The organism is Stenotrophomonas ginsengisoli (assembly GCF_001431485.1).
GTDB lineage: Bacteria > Pseudomonadota > Gammaproteobacteria > Xanthomonadales > Xanthomonadaceae > Stenotrophomonas > Stenotrophomonas ginsengisoli.
The window spans coordinates 44,742-66,429 of the sequence record NZ_LDJM01000018.1; the positions used below are offsets into that span (position 1 = coordinate 44,742).

General features: G+C 66.0%; 21 protein-coding genes. 12 read left to right on the top strand and 9 right to left on the bottom strand.

What is annotated here, in order from left to right:
* Positions 1-52: 52 nt before the first annotated feature.
* Together ABB30_RS07405 and aqpZ are read right to left on the bottom strand one after the other, a co-directional pair.
* Positions 53-520, bottom strand: coding sequence for a hypothetical protein (locus ABB30_RS07405; protein ID WP_152980624.1), 468 nt, complete (start codon positions 518-520; stop codon positions 53-55).
* Positions 521-840: 320 nt separating this feature from the next.
* Positions 841-1,563 carry an aquaporin Z gene (gene aqpZ / locus ABB30_RS07410; protein WP_057637672.1) on the bottom strand — a complete coding sequence of 241 codons (723 nt, stop codon included), beginning with the start codon at positions 1,561-1,563 and terminating at the stop codon, positions 841-843.
* 140 nt (positions 1,564-1,703) lie between these two features.
* Between aqpZ and gpmA the strand changes: the two genes are divergently transcribed.
* Positions 1,704-2,453, top strand: a complete 750-nt coding sequence (gpmA, locus tag ABB30_RS07415) for a 2,3-diphosphoglycerate-dependent phosphoglycerate mutase (protein ID WP_057637673.1) — start codon at positions 1,704-1,706, stop codon at positions 2,451-2,453.
* Between the two features lie 78 nt (positions 2,454-2,531).
* On the opposite strand, the gene ABB30_RS07420 is transcribed toward gpmA, so the two are convergent.
* The 5 genes from ABB30_RS07420 to ABB30_RS07440 form a co-directional block, all read right to left on the bottom strand.
* A complete protein-coding gene (locus tag ABB30_RS07420) occupies positions 2,532-3,095 on the bottom strand; it encodes a hypothetical protein (RefSeq protein ID WP_057637674.1) in 564 nt (187 codons plus the stop codon).
* Between the two features lie 100 nt (positions 3,096-3,195).
* Positions 3,196-3,807 carry an HD-GYP domain-containing protein gene (locus ABB30_RS07425; protein WP_057637675.1) on the bottom strand — a complete coding sequence of 204 codons (612 nt, stop codon included), beginning with the start codon at positions 3,805-3,807 and terminating at the stop codon, positions 3,196-3,198.
* A 296-nt stretch (positions 3,808-4,103) separates the two neighbouring features.
* A complete protein-coding gene (mfd, locus tag ABB30_RS07430; protein ID WP_057637676.1) occupies positions 4,104-7,577 on the bottom strand; it encodes a transcription-repair coupling factor in 3,474 nt (1,157 codons plus the stop codon).
* 33 nt (positions 7,578-7,610) lie between these two features.
* Complete coding sequence (locus tag ABB30_RS07435) at positions 7,611-8,159, bottom strand: GNAT family N-acetyltransferase (protein WP_057637677.1); 549 nt, start codon at positions 8,157-8,159, stop codon at positions 7,611-7,613.
* A 96-nt stretch (positions 8,160-8,255) separates the two neighbouring features.
* Positions 8,256-9,113, bottom strand: coding sequence for a 23S rRNA (adenine(2030)-N(6))-methyltransferase RlmJ (locus tag ABB30_RS07440; protein WP_057637678.1), 858 nt, complete (start codon positions 9,111-9,113; stop codon positions 8,256-8,258).
* A gap of 46 nt (positions 9,114-9,159) precedes the next feature.
* On the opposite strand from ABB30_RS07440, the gene creB reads away from it, so the two are divergent.
* The 9 genes from creB (at position 9,160) to ABB30_RS07485 (ending at position 18,272) form a co-directional block, all read left to right on the top strand.
* Positions 9,160-9,858, top strand: coding sequence for a two-component system response regulator CreB (creB, locus tag ABB30_RS07445; RefSeq protein ID WP_057637679.1), 699 nt, complete (start codon positions 9,160-9,162; stop codon positions 9,856-9,858).
* A gap of 3 nt (positions 9,859-9,861) precedes the next feature.
* A complete protein-coding gene (gene creC / locus ABB30_RS07450; protein ID WP_057637680.1) occupies positions 9,862-11,295 on the top strand; it encodes a two-component system sensor histidine kinase CreC in 1,434 nt (477 codons plus the stop codon).
* A gap of 92 nt (positions 11,296-11,387) precedes the next feature.
* Positions 11,388-12,695, top strand: a complete 1,308-nt coding sequence (gene creD, locus ABB30_RS07455; RefSeq protein WP_057637781.1) for a cell envelope integrity protein CreD — start codon at positions 11,388-11,390, stop codon at positions 12,693-12,695.
* Complete coding sequence (locus tag ABB30_RS07460) at positions 12,688-12,960, top strand: hypothetical protein (protein ID WP_057637681.1); 273 nt, start codon at positions 12,688-12,690, stop codon at positions 12,958-12,960. Before creD ends, ABB30_RS07460 begins: the two co-directional genes overlap by 8 nt.
* 21 nt (positions 12,961-12,981) lie before the next feature.
* Positions 12,982-13,614 (top strand): GNAT family acetyltransferase, encoded by a 633-nt coding sequence (locus ABB30_RS07465; RefSeq protein WP_057637682.1) that lies wholly within the window; start codon positions 12,982-12,984, stop codon positions 13,612-13,614.
* A 3-nt stretch (positions 13,615-13,617) separates the two neighbouring features.
* A complete protein-coding gene (locus ABB30_RS07470) occupies positions 13,618-14,496 on the top strand; it encodes a carbon-nitrogen hydrolase family protein (RefSeq protein WP_057637683.1) in 879 nt (292 codons plus the stop codon).
* 132 nt (positions 14,497-14,628) lie between these two features.
* Entirely contained in the window at positions 14,629-16,209 is a 1,581-nt protein-coding gene (locus ABB30_RS07475) for a M20/M25/M40 family metallo-hydrolase (protein ID WP_245626456.1), read from the top strand.
* A gap of 156 nt (positions 16,210-16,365) precedes the next feature.
* Positions 16,366-17,769 (top strand): glutamate--tRNA ligase, encoded by a 1,404-nt coding sequence (gene gltX, locus ABB30_RS07480; RefSeq protein WP_057637684.1) that lies wholly within the window; start codon positions 16,366-16,368, stop codon positions 17,767-17,769.
* Between the two features lie 17 nt (positions 17,770-17,786).
* Complete coding sequence (locus tag ABB30_RS07485; protein WP_057637685.1) at positions 17,787-18,272, top strand: Fur family transcriptional regulator; 486 nt, start codon at positions 17,787-17,789, stop codon at positions 18,270-18,272.
* Positions 18,273-18,289: 17 nt separating this feature from the next.
* Here the strand turns inward: ABB30_RS07485 and ABB30_RS16495 are convergent, their stop codons facing one another.
* Positions 18,290-18,454 (bottom strand): hypothetical protein, encoded by a 165-nt coding sequence (locus ABB30_RS16495; RefSeq protein ID WP_161808845.1) that lies wholly within the window; start codon positions 18,452-18,454, stop codon positions 18,290-18,292.
* Between the two features lie 315 nt (positions 18,455-18,769).
* Between ABB30_RS16495 and ABB30_RS07490 the strand changes: the two genes are divergently transcribed.
* Together ABB30_RS07490 and ABB30_RS16180 are read left to right on the top strand one after the other, a co-directional pair.
* Positions 18,770-19,513: a hypothetical protein gene (locus tag ABB30_RS07490; RefSeq protein WP_152980625.1), complete on the top strand. Its 744-nt coding sequence runs from the start codon at positions 18,770-18,772 to the stop codon at positions 19,511-19,513.
* Positions 19,514-19,558: 45 nt separating this feature from the next.
* Positions 19,559-20,320, top strand: coding sequence for a hypothetical protein (locus tag ABB30_RS16180; protein ID WP_152980626.1), 762 nt, complete (start codon positions 19,559-19,561; stop codon positions 20,318-20,320).
* On the opposite strand, the gene ABB30_RS07495 is transcribed toward ABB30_RS16180, so the two are convergent.
* The gene (locus ABB30_RS07495) at positions 20,253-21,485 is read right to left on the bottom strand and encodes an IS4 family transposase (protein WP_057637687.1); all 1,233 of its coding nucleotides are present in this window, start codon (positions 21,483-21,485) and stop codon (positions 20,253-20,255) included. The genes ABB30_RS16180 and ABB30_RS07495 overlap by 68 nt on opposite strands.
* Positions 21,486-21,688: the final 203 nt, after the last annotated feature.

The window sequence follows — 21,688 nt, forward strand, 5'->3', positions numbered from 1 at the left end:
ATTCAAACGCTACCGGCCGGCGCCGGCCATACGGCTTTGGATTAAGGCCGGCTCAGCGGTTGCCCAACAGGGTGTGGTTCAGGCGCAGGTTGCCGATCTGTTCGATGCGGGTGTCCAGCTCGGCCTGGTTGCCGGCGTTGAACCACAGCTGCACATACTGGTTCTTGGCCAGTTTGGTCACCGTGATGCGCCGGTACTGGGCCTGCTCGCTGTTGTCGGCGATCAGGTCCATGCGGTACCAGTGGATGGACTGGTCGGCAAAGCTGGCGCGCTCGGCGCGCAGGGCGCGGGCCAGGTGCAGGTTCGGCTCCTGGCCGGTGAGCATCAGGTTGAAGGCATCATTGCCGCTGTCATCGACTGCGCGGCACAGCACATAGCCGTCGCGCTGCTGCTGGTCCCACTGCAGGTTGCTGCCGCCGGGCAGGTCAGGGCAATGGGTGGGTGTTGGCTGCTGGGCGCTGGCCCCCAGGCTCATGGCCAACAGGCTGGACAGCATCAGACAGGATTGCAGGTAGTTCACTTCGACTCCCGGTAAGCGTACGCGTAAGGTGAGCCGGGCCTGCGGGCAGGGCCACGCAATGCACCGGGTTGGCAACAGCGGTAAGGCGGTTACGGCAACTACAACGACGGACGTGGGGGCGTTGGTTGAAATGTGAACGCAACGTGTACGGATACTTGTAGCGCATTTGCGGCCAAGGTGCGAGAGGGATCGGGCCAATCTGCGTGCTGTGCATCGATTGCAGGCTGCGCCATGACGGACGGTCGCCTTCCGGAGCCCGAAAACGACAACGCCCCGCACACCCGGCGCTGACCGGGCGGGCGGGGCGTCATGCGCGGCAATCAGGCCTTGTCCTGGCCCAGCTGGCGGTAGATCGCGCCGCCGATCAGGCCGCCGATGATCGGTGCCACCCAGAACAGCCACAGCTGCGACAGCGCGCCGCTGCCGGCGAACAGGGCCACAGCGGTGGAGCGGGCCGGGTTGACCGAGGTGTTGGTCACCGGGATGGAGATCAGGTGGATCAGGGTCAGGGCCAGGCCGATGGCAATCGGGGCGAAGCCGGCCGGTGCGCGCGCATGGGTGGCGCCCATGATCACGATGACGAACATGGCGGTGAGCACGATTTCGATCAGCGCTGCCGCGACCACGCTGTAGCCACCCGGCGACATGGCGCCGTAACCGTTGGTGGCAAAGGTGCCGGCCGCGGTCGGGTCAATGGCAAAGCCGTTCTGGCCGCTGGCGACCTGCAGCAGGATGAAGCCGGCCAGGGCGCCGCCGGCGACCTGGGCCACGATGTAGGGCAGCAGGTCACGGCCGTCGAAACGGCCGCCGGCCCACAGGCCGAAACTCACCGCCGGGTTGAAGTGGCCGCCGGAAATGTGGCCCAGGGCATAGGCACCGGTCAGTACGGTCAGGCCGAAGGCCAGCGACACACCAAGCAGGCCGATGCCCAGCGGATTGCCCGGGCCGCCGAAGTTGGCCGCCAGCACCGCGCTGCCGCAGCCGCCCAGGACCAGCCAGAAGGTGCCGATGAATTCGGCGGTCAAGCGTTTGCTCATGCCCATTGCAGGTACCTCGGTCGGGAAAGGATGTCTGCCGCATCATGGGCTGGCGTCAGCCGCTTGGGAAGTGGTCGGCCGCAGGCGGGGTGATCGGCAACGGGTACAATCCTTCTCTTCTTGAACCTGTCCTTCGGAGACTTGCAGTGACCCGTACCCTCGTGCTGTTGCGCCACGGCCAGAGCCAGTGGAATTTGGAAAACCGTTTCACCGGCTGGGTGGATGTGGACCTGACCGAGAAGGGGCGTGCCGAAGCGGTGGCTGCCGGTGAGGTGATGCGTGCCGAAGGCCTGCAGTTCGATGTGGCCCACACCTCGGTGCTCAAGCGCGCCATCCGCACCCTGCAGGGTGCGCTGGGGGCGATGGATCAGGATTGGCTGCCGGTCAACAAGACCTGGCGCTTGAACGAGCGCCACTACGGCGCACTGCAGGGCCTGGACAAAGCCGAGACGGCGGCCAAGCACGGCGAGGACCAGGTCAAGGTGTGGCGTCGTTCCTATGACATTCCGCCGCCGGCAATGGATCTGGCCGACCCGGGCCACCCGGCCAATGACCGCCGTTATGCCGGCCTGGATGCCGCCGCCCTGCCGGGCACCGAGTCGCTGGCCACCACCCTGGAGCGCGTGCTGCCGTATTGGCATGACGCCATCGCTCCGCAGCTCAAGGCAGGCAAGACCGTGCTGGTCACTGCCCACGGCAATTCGCTGCGCGCGCTGTACAAGTACCTCACCGGTGCCAGCGAGGCGGAAATCCTGGAAGTGAACATCCCCACCGGCATGCCGTTGAAGTTCGAGCTGGATGACAACCTGAAGGTCATCAGCTGGCGCTACCTGGGCGATGAGGAGGCTGCCAAGGCGGCCGCCGAAGCCGTGGCCAACCAGGGCAAGGCCAAGTAAGGCGTCGTCAACGCACTGGTGGAAAAACAAACCCGGCCAAGGCCGGGTTTGTTGTATGCGCAAGCGACTGAGGGGCCATCAACCCGGTTGGACCGCGCACTTGAGGTAGTTGTCCATTACCGCCTGCCAGGACGCGGCGGGATCAAAGCCGGCGACCAGGTCCGGCGCGTTGCCTCCGGTGAACTGACGCATGCCGTGGTTGATCATCCACGACGGGTGATAGGTGGGTGGGCCGATGCTGGCCACGGCCTGGCACAGCGGGGCGCGTTTGCCGGGATCGGCGGACAGCTCGGTGATGATGCCCATGAAACGATCGTGATCTGCCTCTCCCAGGGCCTCACGCAACTGCATTTCCAGTGCGCTACTGGCTTGGTGGGCGGTGGTGTCGGCTACCCGGGCGCGGTCAAAACGGCCGTAGGCGGTACCCAGGAAATACAGTGGCAGGACCGGTGCCGCCTGGCCATCACGCAGGCAGTTGAGCATGGAGCGGTACAGCTGCGGTGGAGACATGGTCCGGCTGTCGGCTGACAGCGGCAGGCACGCCGCTGGATCGTGGGTGTCGGTGGCAGGCGAGGCATTGGCCACGCCTGCCAGTGGCAGGATCAGTACGGCGGTGGCCAGAAGGCGGGTGTGCAGCTGCATGCGGTCACTCCTTGCAGGGTGGGCGAACGGTCCGTCGCCCGGCCACTTTAGGGCACGCCGCCTGCAGCCTGTATGCACGGATGTGACGGGCTGCGCATTTTCAGCTTTCGGTGCTGCTGCCCATCTGCTCCATGAAGCAGCGTGTCACCCGCGGATCCAGACGAGTGCCTGCTTCGCTGGCGAGGATCGCCAGTGCCTTGTCCATCGGCATGCCCGGGCGGTAGGGGCGGTCAGTGACCATGGCGTCATAACCATCGACCACGGACAGGATGCGTGCAGGCAGGGTGATCTGTTCGCCGGCCAGACCATCGGGATAGCCACTGCCGTCCCAGGCCTCGTGGTGCTGGCGGATGATGCAGGCCACTGCCGCCGCGTCATCCCGGCCGGTGGCCAGGAAAACCCGCTCGCCGCGGACGGGGTGGCTGCGCATGATGGCCATTTCGCTGGCATCCAGGCGTCCGGGCTTGAGCAATACCGCGTCGGGAATGCCGATCTTGCCGATGTCGTGGAAGCGCGCGGCCAGTATCAGCTGGGCCAGCTCCTTCTCGTTCAAGCCCAGCCGTTGGCCCAGGGCCTGGGCCAGCTGGCAGACACGGTTGCAGTGCACGTTGGTGTAGGCATCACGCTCATGCAATGCCGTGGTCAGGACAAGTACCGAGGCAGACAGGTCTTCGGTATCGATGGGGCAGGCAGCAGAATCCAGTTCGAACATAATCTCGCTGCGGGTGGGGGAACACGCAGCGTTTGCAGGTGGGGTGGGCAAGTCTACCGGCTGGACGATGCGCCGTGGCAGCTTGAAAACGCGGCAATTCAGCTGTTTGCCGGATGCAAGGGGAATGCCGGACTGCAGCGGGCGGCGGGCTAAGAGTAACGAGTGAAGAGCAACGAGTAACGAGTAAAGAGTGAAGGGCAACGAGCAACGAGTAAAGAGTGAAGGGCAACGAGCAACGAGGGACGGGTAGCGCCGTGCAGCAGGGGGGCCTGCTGCACGGTGTGCCTGTCAGCGGATTACTGCGGGCCCGGGCTCAGGGTGGTCAGCAGCGCACGGGCGGCATTGAAGCGGTCTTCGGCTTCGGGCAGCGGATGCTTGATGCGCAGTTTGTCCGGGCCATCCATCTGGTACAGCTTGGGCTGCTTCTGGATCATGGTGATCACCGCCAGCGGATCCACGTTGGGCTGGCTGTTGAACACGATGCGGCCACCGTTCTCGCCCAGTTCCAGTTTGGTGATGCCCAGGGCATCGGCCTGCAGCTTGAGCTCGGCAATGGCAAACAGGTGCTTGGTGGCATCGGGCAACAGGCCGAAGCGGTCGATCATCTCCACCTGCAGCTCGCGCAGGGCCGCACTGTCGCGCGCACTGGAAATGCGCTTGTACAGGGTCAGGCGGGTGTGCACGTCAGGCAGGTAGTCATCCGGGATCAGCGAGGGCACGTTGAGAGTGACATCGGCGCCGCGCGCTTCCTCGCCCAGGTCCACGCTGGTCAGCTTGCCCGAGCGGATCGCCTTGACCGCCCGTTCGAGCATCTCGGTGTACAGGCTGAAGCCGATCTCGGCCATCTGCCCGCTCTGGTCCTCGCCCAGCAGTTCGCCGGCACCACGGATTTCCAGGTCGTGGGTGGCCAGGGTGAAGCCGGCGCCCAGCTCGTCCATCGAGGCGATTGCTTCCAGACGCTTGTGCGCATCGGCGGTGATCGCCTTCTTGTCCGGCGGGATCACCAGGTAGGCGTAGGCGCGGTGGTGCGAACGGCCGACGCGGCCACGCAGCTGGTGCAGCTGGGCCAGGCCGAACTTGTCGGCGCGGTTGATGATGATGGTGTTGGCGTTGGGGATGTCGATGCCCGACTCGATGATGGTGGTGGCCAGCAGCACGTTGAAGCGTTGCTTCTGGAAATCCAGCATCACCCGTTCCAGCTCGCGCTCAGGCATCTGCCCATGGGCAATGCCGATGCGCGCCTCGGGCACCAGCTCGGACAGCTCGCGCTGCATGCGCCCGATCGATTCCACATCGTTGTGCAGGAAGTACAGCTGGCCACCGCGGCCCAGCTCGCGCTGGAAGGCCTCGCGCAGCAGGGTGTTGTCCCAGCCGGTGATGAAGGTCTTGACCGCCAGGCGGTTGGCCGGCGCGGTGGCGATGATGGACAGGTCACGCAGCCCGGCCATGGCCATGTTGAGCGTGCGCGGAATCGGGGTGGCGGTCAGGGTCAGCAGGTGCACATTGGCCCGCAGGGCCTTCAGGCCTTCCTTCTGGCGTACGCCGAAGCGCTGTTCCTCGTCCACGATCACCAGGCCCAGATCACGGAACTTCACATCCGGCTGCAGCAGGCGGTGGGTGCCGACGATCACATCGATGGTGCCTTCGGCCACCTTGTCCAGCGCGGCCTTGATCTCCTTGGTCGACTTGAAGCGCGAGAGCACTTCCACCCGCAGCGGCCAGTCGGCGAAACGGTCGGCAAAATTGCGGTAGTGCTGCTCGGCCAGCAGGGTGGTGGGTACCAGTACCGCCACCTGCTTGCCGGAACTGGCTGCGGCAAAGGCCGCACGCACGGCGACCTCGGTCTTGCCGAAGCCCACATCACCGCACACCACCCGGTCCATCGGCTGGCTGGATTGCAGGTCGCGCAAGCTGGCTTCGATGGCCGCCAGCTGATCCGGGGTTTCCTCGAACGGGAAGGTGGCGGCGAACGGCTCGTACATGGCGCGGTCGATCTTCAGCGCCAGCCCGGCCCGGGCCTGACGACGGGCCTGGATCTCCAGCAGCTCGGCGGCCACATCGCGGATCTTTTCGGCCGCCTTCTTCCTGGCCTTGGTCCACTGCTCGCCGCCCAGTGAATGCAGCGGGGCGGTTTCCGGCGAGGCGCCGGAGTAACGGTTGATCAGGTGCAGCTGGGCCACCGGCACATACAGCCGGTCGCCCTTGGCGTATTCGATTTCCAGGAACTCGCCGGGCATGCCGCCCACGTCCATGGTTACAAGGCCGCGGTAACGGCCCACACCGTGGTCCTCATGGACGATCGGCGAACCTTCGCTGAGCTCGCCCAGGTCACGGATGATCGCTTCCGGCTCACGCCCGCTGCGGCGGTTGCGGCGCGGGTTGCCGGCACGCTCGGGGAACAGCTGGCGCTCGGTGAGCACGGCAATGGCCGGTGCCTCCAGCGCAAAGCCGTCTTCCAGCGGGGCCACGGTGATGGCAAAGGGCTGCTTGCCGTCGAGGAAGGCCTCCAGCGTCGGCACCACGGCCGGCTTGAGTTCGCCGGCCGCAAGGACCTCGAGCAGGGCCTCGCGGCGGCCGGCGGTATCGGCGGCAACCAGCACGCGGCCGTTGTAGCCCTCCAGGAAGCTGCGCAGGGCACTGCCGGCGGCCACATGCGGGGCGGCGATCGGCAGCGGCGGCAGGGCGATGTCGCCCAGCGCGTGGGCCTGCTCGTGGCGCAGGTGGCCCGGCGGGCAGACTTCGATCCGCGGCAGGGTGTTGAGGCGTTCGCGCAGCTGCTCCGGCGGCAGGTAGAGCTCGGCCGGCGGCAGCAACGGGCGCTCGACATCATGCCGGCGCTGCTCATAGCGCTGCTTGGTTTGTTCCCAGAACGCATCGGCCGCTTCCACCGTGCCCGGGGCGACCACGCTCATCACGTTGCCGGGCAGGTAGTCCAGCAGGCTGGCGGTATCGCGGTAAAACAGCGGCAAGTAGTACTCGATGCCGGCCGGCAGGGTGTGTGCCTTCAGGTCCTGATACAGCGGGCTGCGTCGGGTATCGACGTCAAAGCGTTCGCGCAGCGCATCCATCGCCCGGGACAGGGCGGCGTTATCGCTGGGCACCTCGCGCCCGGGCAGCAGGCGTACCTGCTTGACCGGGTCCTGCGAGCGCTGGCTTTCCGGGTCGAACAGGCGGATGGTGTCGATCTCGTCATCCAGCAGCTCGATGCGCAGCGGCGCGTCCACGCCCATCGGGAATACATCGAGCAGGCCGCCGCGCACGGCGAAATCGCCCGGGTCCATCACCTGCGGCACATGGCGGTAGCCGGCCGCTTCGAGCCGGCGCTTTTCCGCGTCCATGTCCAGGCGCTGGCCCAGCTTGAGGTCAAAGCTGTTGCCGGCGATATGGGCCACCGGGGCCAGGCGTTGCAGCAGGGTCTGCACCGGAACCACCACGATGCCGCGCGCAAGCGTCGGCAGCCGGTTCAGGGCAGCCAGGCGCTGGCTGATGATCTCCGGGTGCGGGCTGAACTGGTCGTAGGGCAGGGTTTCCCAGTCCGGGAAGGCAATCACCGGCAGCTGGGACGGGTCACCGCCAACCACGGCCAGGTCGGCCAGCAGCTGCTGCGCGCTCTGGTTGTCGCGGGCGACCAGCAGCAGCGGGCCATCATGGGCACGCGCAGCGGCGGCGATATACCAGGCCAGGGCCGAGGGCGAGGACGGGGCGCGCCACCAGGCGCGGGCTTGGCCGGCACGCGGAAGCGGCGGCGAGGGGAGGCGATCGTGCGACATGACCGGCCGATCTTAGCAGACCGGCCGGGGGGCTCAGGCATCCAGTTCCAGCACCATGCGCACCAGCCCGCTGGCGGTGCCGGGGGGGGTGTCCACGCGCACGAAACCCAGCGAGGCGGCCAGCTGCAGCATCGGCACGTTGTCCTCGGCCACGTAGCCGTAGAGGCGGTCCAGGTACTTGCCGCGCGCCCATTTGACCAGCTTGCGCATCAGCTGGCGCCCCAGGCCCTGACCGGCCAGGAAGCGGCTGACCAGGATGGCGTATTCGGCCTCGCGGGTGCCGGGAATGATGCTGGCCCGGGCAATCGCGCCGACCACCGCTTCGCCCGGGGCTTCCGGTTCGGCGGCCACCAGGCAGATCTCGGTCTTCGGGTTGGGATGGGTCAGACGCTCGGCGGTCTGGTCGGACAGTTCGTTGACCGCCTGCAGGAAGCGGTCACGCACTTCTTCGGGGCCGAACAGCGAGAAGGCGCCCTGCAGTGGTGCGGCATCCTCCGGCCGGATGGGGCGGATCAGCAGCTCGCGGCCACTGGGTGCCTTGAAATGTTCATGCCATGGCGGCATGCGGTTGCGGGTTGCCATCGTCCGGACAGCTCCAGGGGGATTGGGCGGATTCTGGCACTGCCAACCCCGATGGATTGTGAATATGCACAATCCATCGCCTGCCGGGGGGCGGCCTCAGACCGGGGCCTTGAGCCAGTCCAGTTTGTGGCTGCCGCCGGCGTTGGCCAGATGGGCGCGCAGCGAGGCCAGGGCCGGGGCCAGCACCTGGTCGAACTGGTAGGGGGCATTGAGCAGGAGCATGCCGCTGCCATTCAGACGCAGCGGAGAGTCATCCGGGTGCACCATCAATTCGGCGATCAGGGCCGAACGCACCGGCAGTTTCAGGCAGGCGCGGAAGAACGGCTGCAGGGTGCGGCGCTGCTTGATCGGGTACCAGATCACGAACATGCCCTGCGGCCAGCGGGCCAGGCCATCGGCCACGGCCTCGACGATGCGCGGGTATTCGGCCTGCTGGTCCTCGTAGGGCGGGTCGATCAGGACCACGCCGCGGCCGATCTTCTTGCCCTCGGCCTTGGGCGGCAGGAAGGCGCGCATGCCGGCATAGCCGTCACCACCACGCACCTGGATGCGGCTGTCGCCGGCAAACAGGGATTTGAGGGTCTGCAGTTCCTCGGCCTGTACCTCGCACACGCCCATGCGGTCGTGCTCGCGCAGGTAGCGGCTGGCCAGCAGCGGCGAGCCGGGGTAGGTGACCAGGGTGCCCGGTTCGTTGTCGGCCTGTACCGCCTTGAGGTAGCGCTCCACCGCTTCGGGCAGGCGCGGGGCGTCCATCAGCTTGAGTACGCCCTCGCTGGCTTCGCCGGTCTTGCGGCTTTCCTCGCTGTGCAGCAGGTAGCGGCCGGCGCCACCGTGGGTGTCGAGGACGAAGAACGGGCTGTCCTTGCGCTGCATCTGGTCAAGCAGGGCAAGCACGGTGACGTGCTTGAGGACATCGGCATGGTTGCCGGCATGGAAGGCGTGGCGATAATTCATGGGCGCAAGTGTACGGGCAGGCGCCGGTGCCAGCTATGCTGGGACGATGAATGCCGGTATCCAGATCCTGCTGGTGGAAGACGAGGCGGCCATTGCCGCGGCCGTGGTGTATGCGCTGCAGGCCGAAGGCTGGCAGGTCGAGCACGTGGCCCTGGGCAGCCAGGCCCTGGCCCGGCTGCAGGCCGGGGCGGTGGATCTGGTGGTGCTGGATGTGGGCCTGCCGGACATCAGCGGGCTGGAGGTGTGCCGGCAGCTGCGCCAGAGCAGCCAGGTGCCGGTGGTGTTCTTGACCGCGCGCAACGAGGAGATCGACCGCGTGCTGGGGCTGGAACTGGGCGGCGATGACTACCTGGGCAAACCCTTTTCGCCGCGCGAGCTGGTGGCCCGGGTACGGGCACGGCTGCGGCGGCCGGCGCTGGGCGCTGCCGATGCGCCGGCTGCGGGGCAGTGGCAGGCGCTGGGCGGGCTGGAGATCGACCGCCAGGCCCGGCGCGTGCGCCATGCCGGCCTGCTGCTGGAACTGACCCGCTACGAGTACCTGCTGCTGGAAGCGCTGGCCCAGCGTCCGGGCGCGATCCTGAGCCGGGCCCAGCTGATGGACCGGATCTGGGATGCGGCCAGCGACAGCGCCGACCGCACCGTGGACACCCATATCAAGACCCTGCGCGGCAAGCTGCGCGGTGCCGGGGCCGGGGAGCAGCTGATCCGCACCCACCGTGGCCTGGGCTATGCATTGGAGGTCTAGGCGATGCGCCGTCTGGCCCTGAAGGTGATGCTGGCCTTTGCCCTGGTGGCGCTGCTGGCCGGGGTGTTCGTGGCCCAGGTGCTGGTGGCCGAGGTCAAGCCCGGGGTGCGTCAGGCGATGGAGGCCAACCTGGTCAACACGGCCAACCTGCTGGCCGAGCTGGCTGCCGCTGACATGGCCGCCGGCAACATCGGCCAGGGCGCGTTTGCCGACGCGGTGGCGCGGGCGGTACGGCGCGATCCGCAGGCGGCGATCTGGCGTTTTCCCAAGCGCGCGATCGAGCTGGAGGTGCGCATTGCCGATGCCCGCGGGATCGTGGTGTATGACTCCAGCAGCCGGCACCTGGGCCAGGACCATGGGCGCTGGAACGATGTGCTGCTGACCCTACGCGGGCATTACGGGGTGCGCTCCAGCCCGGTGGACCCGGCCGATCCGGACGGCCCCAGCGCCATGCATGTGGCTGCCCCGGTACGCGATGGTGACGGCCGCCTGCTCGGTGTGCTGACGGTGATCCAGCCCAATGCCAGCTTTGACCCCTACATCCATGCCGCCGGTGAGCAGGTGGTGCGCAAGGGCCTGTGGCTGGCCGCGCTGTGCATCCTGATCGGCGGTGGTTTCTCGGCCTGGCTGGCCTGGCGGGTGGGGCGCCTGCGCCGCTATGCCGAGGCCATTACCCGCGGGGCGACGGTGATCCAGCCCGAGGCCAGCCGCGACGAGCTCGGCCAGCTCGGCCGGGCCCTGGCCACCATGCGCGAGCAGCTGGACGGCAAGGCCTATGTCGAGCAGTACGTGCAGACCCTGACCCACGAGATGAAAAGCCCGCTGGCCGCGATCAATGCCAGCGCCGAACTGCTGGCCGCGCCCATGCCCGAGGCAGACCGCGCCCGTTTTGCCGCCAGCATCGGCGAGCAGGGCGCACGCCTGGCGCAGATGATCGACCGCCTGCTGGCCCTGGCCACGCTGGAGCAGCAGCAGGTGCTGCCCGAGCGTGCGCCGCTGGACCTGGCCGGGTTGGTGGGCAGCGTGGTGGCTGACAGCCAGGCACGGGCCAGCCAGCGTGGGCTGCTCATTGATTGCCGGCTGCCGGCCGGCGCGGTGGTGGAGGGCGATGCCTTTTTCCTGCGCCAGGCGGTGACCAACCTGGTCGACAACGCCCTGGATTTTGCCGCTGCCGGCCCGCTGCAGGTGCAGCTTGTCCCGGCCGATGGCGGCTGGTGCCTGCAGGTGCACGATGACGGGCCGGGCGTGCCTGATTACGCGCAGGGCCGCATTTTCGAGCGTTTTTACTCCACCGCACGGCCGCGCAATGGCCAGCGCAGTTCCGGGCTGGGCCTGAACCTGGTGGCCGAGGTGGCGCGCCTGCACGGTGGCCGCATCACCCTGGACAACCTGCCCGGTGGCGGTGCCTGCGCCCGCCTGTGGTTGCCGCGGCGCTGAGCGCCACTTCACACCCACTTCAAATTCACTTCCTGCTGCCGACACCGGCGCCGCCAAGACTGGCCACTCCTCGCAATGGATGGGTGGCAATGATGGATAGCTTGCGTTTGTTCGGCCGCATCGCGGTGGCCGGGGTGGTGGTGTTGGTGTTGATGCTGGCCCTGATGCTGGTGCGCTCGCTGGTGGCCGAACGGACGCAGTACCGCGACCAGGCGGTGGCCAAGGTGGCGGCCAGCCGTGCTGGCGAGCAGGTGCTGGTAGGCCCGCTGCGGGTGATCCCGTGGACCGAGCAGCAGCGGGTGCAGGGCGCCGACGGTGAGCGGGTGCGGGTGGTGCACGGGCAGCAGGTGCAGATGCCCGTGCAGCTGCAGGTGGATGGCCAGATGCTGCCCGAGCAGCGTCGGGTCGGCATGTTCCAGGTGCCGGTATATGCCTGGCGCGGCACGCTGGCCGCACGCTTTGCACCAATGCAGCCGGAAGGTGTGCCCGGGCGCGTGTACGGCAAGCCCTATCTGGTGATGGGCATCTCCGATGTGCGTGGGGTGGTGGGCACGCCGAAGCTGCAGATTGACGGCCACAGTGCACAGCTGCAGGCCGGCAGCCTGGGTCTGGAGGCCCTGGGTGGTGGCGTGCACGTGCCGCTGGCCCTGGATGACAGCGGGCAGTTGCCGGCCTCGGCCCTGCGTCTGGCCCTGGATCTGGACGGTACCCGCTCGCTGGCGTTGGTGCCGGTGGCTGATGACAACAGTGTGCAGCTGGCTTCCAGCTGGCCGCACCCGTCCTTCGGCGGTGCCTTCGCGCCGGCCCAGCGCGAGGTGGGCGATGCGGGTTTTCGCGCCAGCTGGGCGGTGTCCTCGCTGGCTTCCAAGGCCCAGGAGCAATTGCAGCAGGCCATTGCCCAGGGGCATGGCGTGCATGCCGAGCAGGTCCAGGTGAGCCTGGTTGACCCGGTAGATGTGTATGCCCAAGCCCTGCGCGCGGCCAAGTACGGGGTGCTGTTCATCGTGCTGACCTTTGTCGGCTTCGGCATCTATGACCTGGTCAAGGGCCTGAACCTGCACCCGCTGCAGTACCTGCTGGTCGGCCTGGCCCTGGTGATGTTCTTCCTGCTGCTGCTGAGCCTGTCCGAGCAGCTGCCGTTCGTGCTGGCCTATCTGGTTGCCAGTGGCGCCTGTATCGCCCTGCAGGCCTGGTACCTGTCCGGGGTGCTGCGCAGCTGGCCGCGCGCACTGGGCTTTGCGGCCATGCTCACCGCGTTGTACGCCGCCTTGTACGGGCTGCTGGTCAGCGAGCAGAACGCCCTGCTGCTGGGTTCCCTGCTGCTGTTCGCGGTGCTGGCGGCGGTGATGGGCCTGACCCGGCGGCTGGACTGGCGCCAGCTGGGGCGCAGCCATGAGTGAGTTGCTGGTCCCTGCCGGGCGCTTGTGGCAGCGCCTGCGCCGGCAGCTGCCGGCGAGCATGGCCCTGGCCGGGTGGCGGCGCTGGCCACGGCTGTGGTGTGCGCAGCGCCTGTGCCTGCAGCTGGCCCGGCCCTGGCAGCCACGGGCTGCTGATGCCGGTGCGGGCTGGCAGCAGCAGGGCCGGCATTGGCGGCGGCAGCACGCCGGTTGGTGCTGGTGGTTGTCGGCCGATGGCTGCCGGCTGTACGCCTGCCGCCAGCGTTGAAAGTGGGGCGGTGGTGGAATAATGCCGGGCATGACCACCACCGCCCTGACCATCGATGTACTGCGCGGGCCGCAGGTGCTGCCGCAGCTGGACGCCGTGGCCGCCCTGCGCATGGCCGTGTTTGCCCAGTGGCCTTACCTGTATGTCGGTGATGCCGGCTACGAGCGCGACTACCTGGCCGCCTACGCGGCCTCGCCCGGCAGTGTGTTCGTGCTGGCGCGCACGCCGGCCGGCGAGGTGGTCGGCGCTTCCACCGGCTTGCCGCTGCTTGATGACGGCCCGGCGTTTGCCGCCCCGTTCGCCGCCGCCGGGATCGACCCGGCAGGCGTGTTTTATTTCGGCGAATCGGTGCTGCTGCCGGCCTGGCGCGGGCAGGGCGTGGGCCACGCCTTCTTCGATGCGCGGCAGGCCCATGCACGCACGCTTGGGGGCTTTGCGATGACCGCCTTCTGTGCGGTGGACCGCCGCGCCGATGACCCGCGCCGCCCGCCCGGCCACCGTGACAACGACCTGTTCTGGGCCAAGCGCGGCTATGTGCGCCAGCCCGGGATGACCCTGCAACTGCAGTGGGAGGAGCTGGGGCAGGGCAACCTGCGCCACGATCTGACCTTCTGGACCCGCGCGCTGGAGCCCGGCGCGCCGCAACGCGAGTAAGCCATGAAGATTGCCGTCGCCAAATACCCGATCCAGGCCCCGGCCGACTTTACCGCCTTCGCCGAGCGCCTGACCCAGCTGCTGGGCCAGGCGCGCGAGGCGGGCGCGCGCATTGCGGTGCTGCCCGAATACCTGTCACTGGAGCTGGCCGCCAGCCTCGGCGCGCCGGTGTTTGCCGACCTGCCGGCCTCGCTGGCCGGGATCCAGCGCTATCGCCAGGCATGGCTGGAACTGTTCACCGGCCTGGCCGCCGGGCTGGACATGCACATCGCCGCCGGCAGCTTCCTGCTCGAGCACGTGCCCGGGCGCTACCGCAACCGCTGCGACTGGTTCACCCCCGATGGCCGGGCCCTGTGGCAGGACAAGCTGCAGCTGACCGGTTTCGAGAAAAAGACCGGGGTGATTGATGCGGGCGACACGCTGAAGGTGTTCGACATCGACGGCCTGCGGGTGGGCGTGGCGATTTGCTATGACAGCGAGTTCCCGCTGCCGGTGCGGGCCCAGTACGAGGCCGGTGCCCGCCTGCTGGTGGTGCCCAGCTGCACCGATACCGCGGCCGGTGCCACCCGGGTGCGGGTCGGCTGCCTGGCCCGGGCATTGGAAAACCGCCTGTTCGTGGCGCAGTCGGTCACTGCCGGGCTGGCCGCCTGGAGCCCGGCGCTGGATGTGAACACCGGCGAGGCGGCGGTGTTTGCGCCGATGGATGTGGGTTTCCCTGATGACGGCGTGGTCGCCCAGACCCAGGGCGGGCAGGTCTGGGCCCTGGCCGAGCTGGACATTGCGGCGCTGGATGGCAGCCGCGCCCGGGCCCAGGTGGCCAACGACCGGGACTGGCCCGCCCAGTGCCGGCCGGCCCTGGCCCAGGCCCAGCTGTCCGGCTGAGCCAGAACGGACACCGGGCCATGACCTGTGGCCCGTTCCGGGCCTGGGGGCAGTTCATTAAGCTGTCATCTTTCCTGTCCTGTTGGAGTCGTGCACGTGTTCAAACGTTGCCTGCTGGCCCTGGCCATCACCGTGGCTGCCCCGCTGCCCGTTTCCTTTGCCGCTGCGCAGGCGGTTGAACCGGTGGATCTGGATGTGGTCACCCGCATCCGTGCCGAAGCCTTCCACAACTCCAAGGTGATGGAACACCTCACCCACCTGACCGAGAACATCGGCCCGCGTCTGACCAACTCGCCGCAGATGGCCGCCGCCAATGCCTGGGCACGTGGCCAGTTCAACCAGTGGGGCCTGCGCAATGTGCACGACGACGCCTTCCCGGCCTTCGGCCGTGGCTGGGAGTTCACCCATGCCAGCGTGACCATGATCGGCGACCGCGAGCTGCCGTTGCACGCCCTGCCCAAGGCCTGGACCCCGGGCACCGACGGCATCGTCGAAGGCGAGCTGGTGCGGGTGGAAATCAAGAAGCTGGCCGACCTGGACAAGTACAAGGGCAAGCTGGCCGGCAAGGTGTTGCTGCTGGGCGACTCGCGCGCCTACAAGCGCGGCACCGAGGCCGACAGCCATCGCCACGACGCCACCTCGCTGGAAGGCCTGCAGCAGTTCACCATCCCGGCCACGGCAGCGGCCGACCGCGCCAAGCGCCTGCGCGAGTACCACGAGCGCCAGGAGCTGGTGGCCAAGACCAACGAATTCTTCGCCGCCGAAGGCGCGCTGGCAGCCATTTCGTTGTCCAGCTGGGACAACGGCATCATCCGTGTGGCCGGTGGTGGTTCGCGCAAGGCCGGTGAATCGGCCGGCATCCCCGAACTGACCATGATCACCGAGCACTTCAACCCGCTGGTGCGCGCGCTGGAAGGCGGCGAGACGGTCAAGCTGCGCATCCGCGTGGATGCCCGCTTCACCGACGAGGGCGACCAGCCCGGCTACAACACCCTGGCCGAAATCCCCGGCAACGGTGCCAAGGCCGGCGAGATCGTGATGATCGGCGCCCATATGGACTCCTGGCACACCGGTACCGGTGCGGCCGACAACGGCGCCGGCGTGGCCGTGGCGATGGAAGCCATGCGCATCCTCAAGGCGATCGGGGCCAAGCCCAAGCGCACCATCCGCGTGGCCTTGTGGAGTGGCGAGGAGCAGGGCCTGATCGGCTCGCAGGATTACGTGGCACGCAACTTTGCCCGTTTCCCGGAGCCGACCGACCCGGCCCAGCTGGCCCTGCCGGCCTCGCTGCGCGAGCCGACCGGCCCGTTGCAGAAGCTGCGTGACTACGACCGTTTCTCGGCCTACTTCAACATGGACAACGGCTCGGGCCGCTTCCGTGGCATCTACGCCCAGGAAAACCTGGCCGCGATGCCGATCTTCGAGGCCTGGCTGAAGCCGTTCAACGATGTCGGCGCCACCACCGTGGTCACCCGCAACACCGGCTCCACCGACCACATCGCCTTTGACCGCGTCGGCCTGCCGGGCTTCCAGTTCATCCAGGACCGTCTGGACTACTTCTCCAACGTCCACCACACCCACCTGGACACCTGGGACCACATCGAGGCCGAGGACCTGAAACAGGCTGCGGCGGTGATGGCCAGCTTTGCCTATCACGCCGCCATGCGTGAAGAGAAAATGCCGCGCAAGCCGGAGCCGCAGCCGGCTCCCTGACCGGCGCGTGTGTGGATCAGTCTCAAGGGCCGGCAATGCCGGCCCTTGTCGTTGGTGCGGCCGGTGGGCAGCGGCGGCCGGGCAGGGCAACAGGTCAGGCAACCGCGCGCCGGGCGGGGTAAAATCGGCGCATACCTGTTTCCCAGACCCATTCACATGACCGTCCGTACCCGTTTCGCCCCCAGTCCCACCGGCTATCTGCACATCGGTGGTGCGCGCACTGCGCTGTATTGCTGGCTGCAGGCCCGCCACAACGCTGGCGAGTTCGTGCTGCGCATCGAGGATACCGACCGTGAACGCAGCACCCAGGGCGCGATCGACGCGATCCTGGAGGCGATGGACTGGCTGGACCTGAACTACGACGAAGGCCCGATCTACCAGACCGCGCGCGTGGCGCGCTACCTGGAAGTGGCCGAGCAGCTGCTTGCCGAGGGCAAGGCCTACTACGCCTACGAGACCCGCGAGGAGCTGGACGCGATGCGCGAGGCCGCCATGGCCAAGCAGGAAAAGCCCCGCTACAACGGCGCCGCGCGCGAGCTCAACCTGCCCAAGAAAGATGACCCGAACCGGGTCATCCGTTTCAAGAACCCGCTCGATGGCACGGTGGTGTTCGATGACCTGATCAAGGGCCGCATCGAGATCGCCAACAGCGAGCTGGACGACATGGTGATCTTCCGCCCGGACGGTTTCCCGACCTACAACTTCGCCGTTGTGGTCGATGACATGGACATGCGCATCAACCAGGTCATCCGTGGCGATGACCACATCAACAACACCCCGCGCCAGATCAACATCTACAAGGCGCTGGGGGTGGAAGTGCCGGCCTTCGGCCACATGCCGATGATCCTGGACGAGCAGGGGGCCAAGCTGTCCAAGCGCACCGGCGCGGCCGATGTCATGCAGTACAAGGACGCCGGCTACCTGCCGCACGCCCTGCTCAACTACCTGGCCCGCCTGGGCTGGTCGCACGGTGACCAGGAAATCTTCAGCCGCGCCGAGCTGATCGACCTGTTCGATGTGACCAACTGCAACTCCAAGGCCTCGCGCCTGGACATGGCCAAGCTGGGCTGGGTCAACGCCCATTACCTGAAGTCCGACGAGCCGGCATCGATCGTCCCGCACCTGGTCTACCAGCTGGAAAAGCTGGGCCTGGACTTGGCCGGCGGCCCGGCCCCGCTGGACGTGGTGATTGCCCTGCGCGAGCGCGTGCAGACGCTGAAGGAAATGGCCGAGAAGGCCGTGGTCTGGTACACCCCGCTGACCACCTACGACGAGGCGGCCGTGGCCAAGCACTTCAAACCGGGCGCCGATGTGGCACTGGCCAAGGCGGCCGAGCTGCTCGCTGCAGCCCCGCAATGGAGCGCTGAAGCCGTGGGCGTGGCCCTGCACGACGCCGCTGCCGCGCTGGAAATCGGCATGGGCAAGGTGGCCCAGCCGCTGCGCGTGGCCATTACCGGCACCCAGGTCAGCCCGGACATCTCCCACACCGTCTACCTGGCCGGCCGCGAGCAGGCCATTGCCCGCATCAACGCCGCCATCGCCATGGTGCCGGCTGCCTGAGCCAGCAAGGAGCCTTCATGACCGACCCGCATACCTGCACCGCCCCGCATCACCATGTGGACGATGCTGCCGCCTTCTTGAGGGTGGTGGAGCGGGTCTGTCATGAGCGCGGCCTGCGCCTGACCCCGATCCGGGCCAATGTGCTGCGTCTGATTGCCGAGGCCGGCAAGCCGGTCAAGGCGTACGAGCTGCTGGAATGGGTACGCGCCGGCAAGGGCGTGGGCGCCGATGCCCCGCCCACCGTGTACCGTGCGCTGGATTTTCTGATGGCCAACGGCTTCGTGCACAAGCTGGCCTCGGTCAACTCGTTCGTGGCCTGCCACCACCCGTCCAGCCACCAGCACTCGGTACCGTTTCTGATCTGCAACAGCTGCCACAACGCGGTGGAGCTGGAAGACAGCGAGATCGTCAGCCAGCTCGAAGCCCGCGCCCGCGCGCTGGGCTTCAAGCCCCAGGCCCAGACCCTGGAAGTGCACGGGTTGTGTGCCAACTGCGCTGGTTGAGCCCTGATATCGGGTGGTTACTGCAAAGGCCGCACATTGTGCGGCCTTTGTTTTTCCACAATCGTGCGCGGTAACGCTTCCGCCAGCGAGAACTGGTCATCGGCAAGTGTTGCATCGACGTTGAGGGGGCCGGGAGCAAGAGAAGTGAACCTGACCTTGGGGTTCAGGCGGGCTGATGTCATGACAACTCCACTTGGCGGTGTGGTTGCCCATTACAAGTCGTCAGGGCCGTTTCACCGTTGAGGGTGTTGCTTCGCCGAGTTGAATTCGCCCTTCTGAAACCGCCATTCTTCAACACTGATCACAGACTGCGTTCTTTCTTGCGCAGCAATATGGATTCTATAGCCACCAATTCCTAAAATCGGCACTTAATCACCAATCGCCCGTTCGGTTTTTGCGTGCATGCGCCTGGTCAGCTGGTGCCCACTTTTTCAAGGCAAGCCCAACGCCGGAAGGGTACACGCAGATGCCGCATCACGACCAACATGGAGTCCCCCATGCTCCCGATCCAGATCGCTGATAGTAAAAACAACCGAAAAATGCGCACGCGACGCCATGTGGTCAGCTATGTCCGGACGTTCCTGACCACTCTCGTTACGCTCACAGGAATACTTCTCATGACCGCATGCGGGGAAAACAGCCGGATTTCCCCTCCGGAACCATCGCTTCGCTCCGGGAACTTCCCCGTCGTCGAACCATTCGCCATAGATCAGGGGGGGAGCAAGCACTCCGTGATCTTCGAACTTCCGGATGCGCGCGACAACGGCATCCTGCGCCCGGTATTCATCGGATTCCGAGCGGTCAATGCAGCGGGCGGAACCGAAGAAAAGTTCCGTAACTCTCAAAAAGTCATGGACTACCTGCATGAAGCCCCCATGCCGGTGAGACTGAAGCTCTGGCGAATTGATGAAGGAGAACCCAAGCCCATCGTGCTCAGCGACATGCACTGGGATGTGCCGGCCAAACGCGCCTCATGGCATCTTCACCCAGATGCGACGTTTACCCATCACAGTGCCGCAAGTACGGACAACCGCCCATTGGTTGATTTCGGACACTACGATTTGGACAGGGCCTACTACATTCATGGGTTCGCCCGGATCATCCCGCCTACCCCGGGCCGTTACCGACTGGAAGTTGAAAGTCTGGAGTCGCATCCAATCCTGATCGATCTGAAACGCGAACTTCCTGTCTTGCACTATGAATTGTTGGTGTCACACTACTACCAGCGTGGTATTGAGTAGCAATCTCTTGTCCTGCCTGCAATGACACAAAAAAGAAATTCTGTCATGACCACTCCACAATCCGAATCCGGATCGACACAAAAAATATATACGCTAACAGTTTATGTTGCCGCAGCGGGAACGCCATTGCTTGACAGGGAAGGCAATGCCATCGGTAGTTCCCGGGTAGGGCATGTGTACTATAGTATCAACGATGGGCAAAACGAGCGCGGCTACGGATTTTCCCCAATCGAAAGTGGCATGACCGGGCCTGGCCATGTTGTTCGCAATGAATTTGAAGTCTACAAGGCCCCTGCCTACTCGCGAACCATGGAAATCGATGAGGCGCAATACAACGCGCTCAAGGACTATGGTGAAAAAGGATTGGAAAGGAATCAGCAATACTTCAATCTTCAATACAATGGCGCTACCAATAGTTGCATCGACTTCACCTGGGGTGGGCTGAGACACGCAGGGATACATGCACGCATTACCTTGCAGCCCAGGGAAGATTTCGATACTCCGATCACGTTCGAGAACAGGGGATATGAGGGTGCGCTCAAACCCTTGAACAACATCAGGGATTTCAAGAGCATCCCGGACCCTGTGCCAGGAAGCCCGTACAACCGCGAACAAACCAACGACCTACCAGACAGGAAGTGGTGGCAGCACCTGATCAGTGAGGGCGACTCTCAACGCGCTCCTTCCAGCAACGACGTGCAACATGCCGCCGCATCAGTCGAACAACGGGGTCAGGTTCTTAGGTTTCCCCACGTTTTGACGGGCGTAGAGACATCTGCTCCAAGACGGCCTGTGGCGGTGATCTGAGATGTTCAAGGCAGCGCGATGCTGGTCCCAGTGGCCAGCCTCTGGCCAATGCTTCGCGGCCGATACGCAGGGTGGAATACAGCTTTCGGGTGCTTTTGACCGGCCACAACCAGTGGGCGATATCCGTTGCTTCGCAGGCCATGCCGGCAAGCCAGCTGACGAAGCTGGCCAGGGTGCTGACCAGTAGCAGGATCTGCAGCCGACCACCTTGGCGGGTCAGGCTGTCTTCCAATGCTTGGCCATAGCGGTGTGATTTCAGGTCACGAAACGCCAGTTCGATCTGCATCCGGCGGGCATAGAGTTTCACCAATTGCCGGGGGCTGGCATTGCTCAGTTCCGGCGAGGCCACGATCAACCACGGCTCACGCTCGCGGGCGGCGGCTTTCAGGCTCGACGAGGAACGCGACACCTTGCTTGGCGTACGCCGGTTGGCTTTTTCCCTGCCTTTTCGTGCTTTGGCATAGACCACCAACCGGCAGGCAAGTGGGGCGCTGCGGTTGATCAGCATCAATGGCAACTCGTGCGGCGTTGCAGTGGCCATCGCATGCAGGTGCCTGCTGTCGGCCCATTGCTGTGGGTGATCGGGAACAGTCTGTGGCTTGATGAAGGTGGTGCCACGCAATCGCCCCACCCAATGCCAACCCAGCGCTGAAACAGCCCGGAACCAAGGGCTACGGAAGCCGGCATCGGTGACCAGGATCGGCGTTGCCTGCGCCGGCACAAGCTTGTGCAGCTGCTGTAAAAAGCGTTTCTCAGCGCCCGGTGAACCTTGCTCACGGCCGGGGAAAACCATGTCCAGCAGGGTCAATGTACGGCCACCGACGGGTATGGCCGCACGCAGCAGGCACCAGCTCTTGTCGGGCTTCAAATCCGACCAGTCGATAAGGATGACCGGTTGTGGCCCACGCAGCAGCCAGCGGGCCATGTCCTGCTCGATGCCATGGCGTTCACCATGCAGGTGCCGGTTGCCGAGCAGGCGGTCAAAGGCCTTGAGCGGAGCTCGCACGCGCAGGGCGCCAGGCCAGGATCGCGCAATGTCACTCAGGGTCAATCGGCGGCCCTGGATCAATGCCTCAACGGCTTGCAGCAGCGCCCGCCGCCGCAGCGCGTGCATGCCGGGTAGTGAGTTGCGCAGACACTTCTGCAATACTTGGCTGGCGCGCATGATCGTCAGTCCTTTTTTGGTTTAGTCACCTCCAAGGCTGCGTCATGCGCGCGTCTGTTTCTGCTGTGATGATCACAAGTTGTTGATATCAATGGCAGAAACGCGGGGAAACCTCAGGGTCAGGTTGGCTTCCATAGTGAGTGTCGAGGGCTCAGCGCCCGCGTTGCGGCGGGGCAGTGCGCGCCAGCGCTCCAAAATGCAAA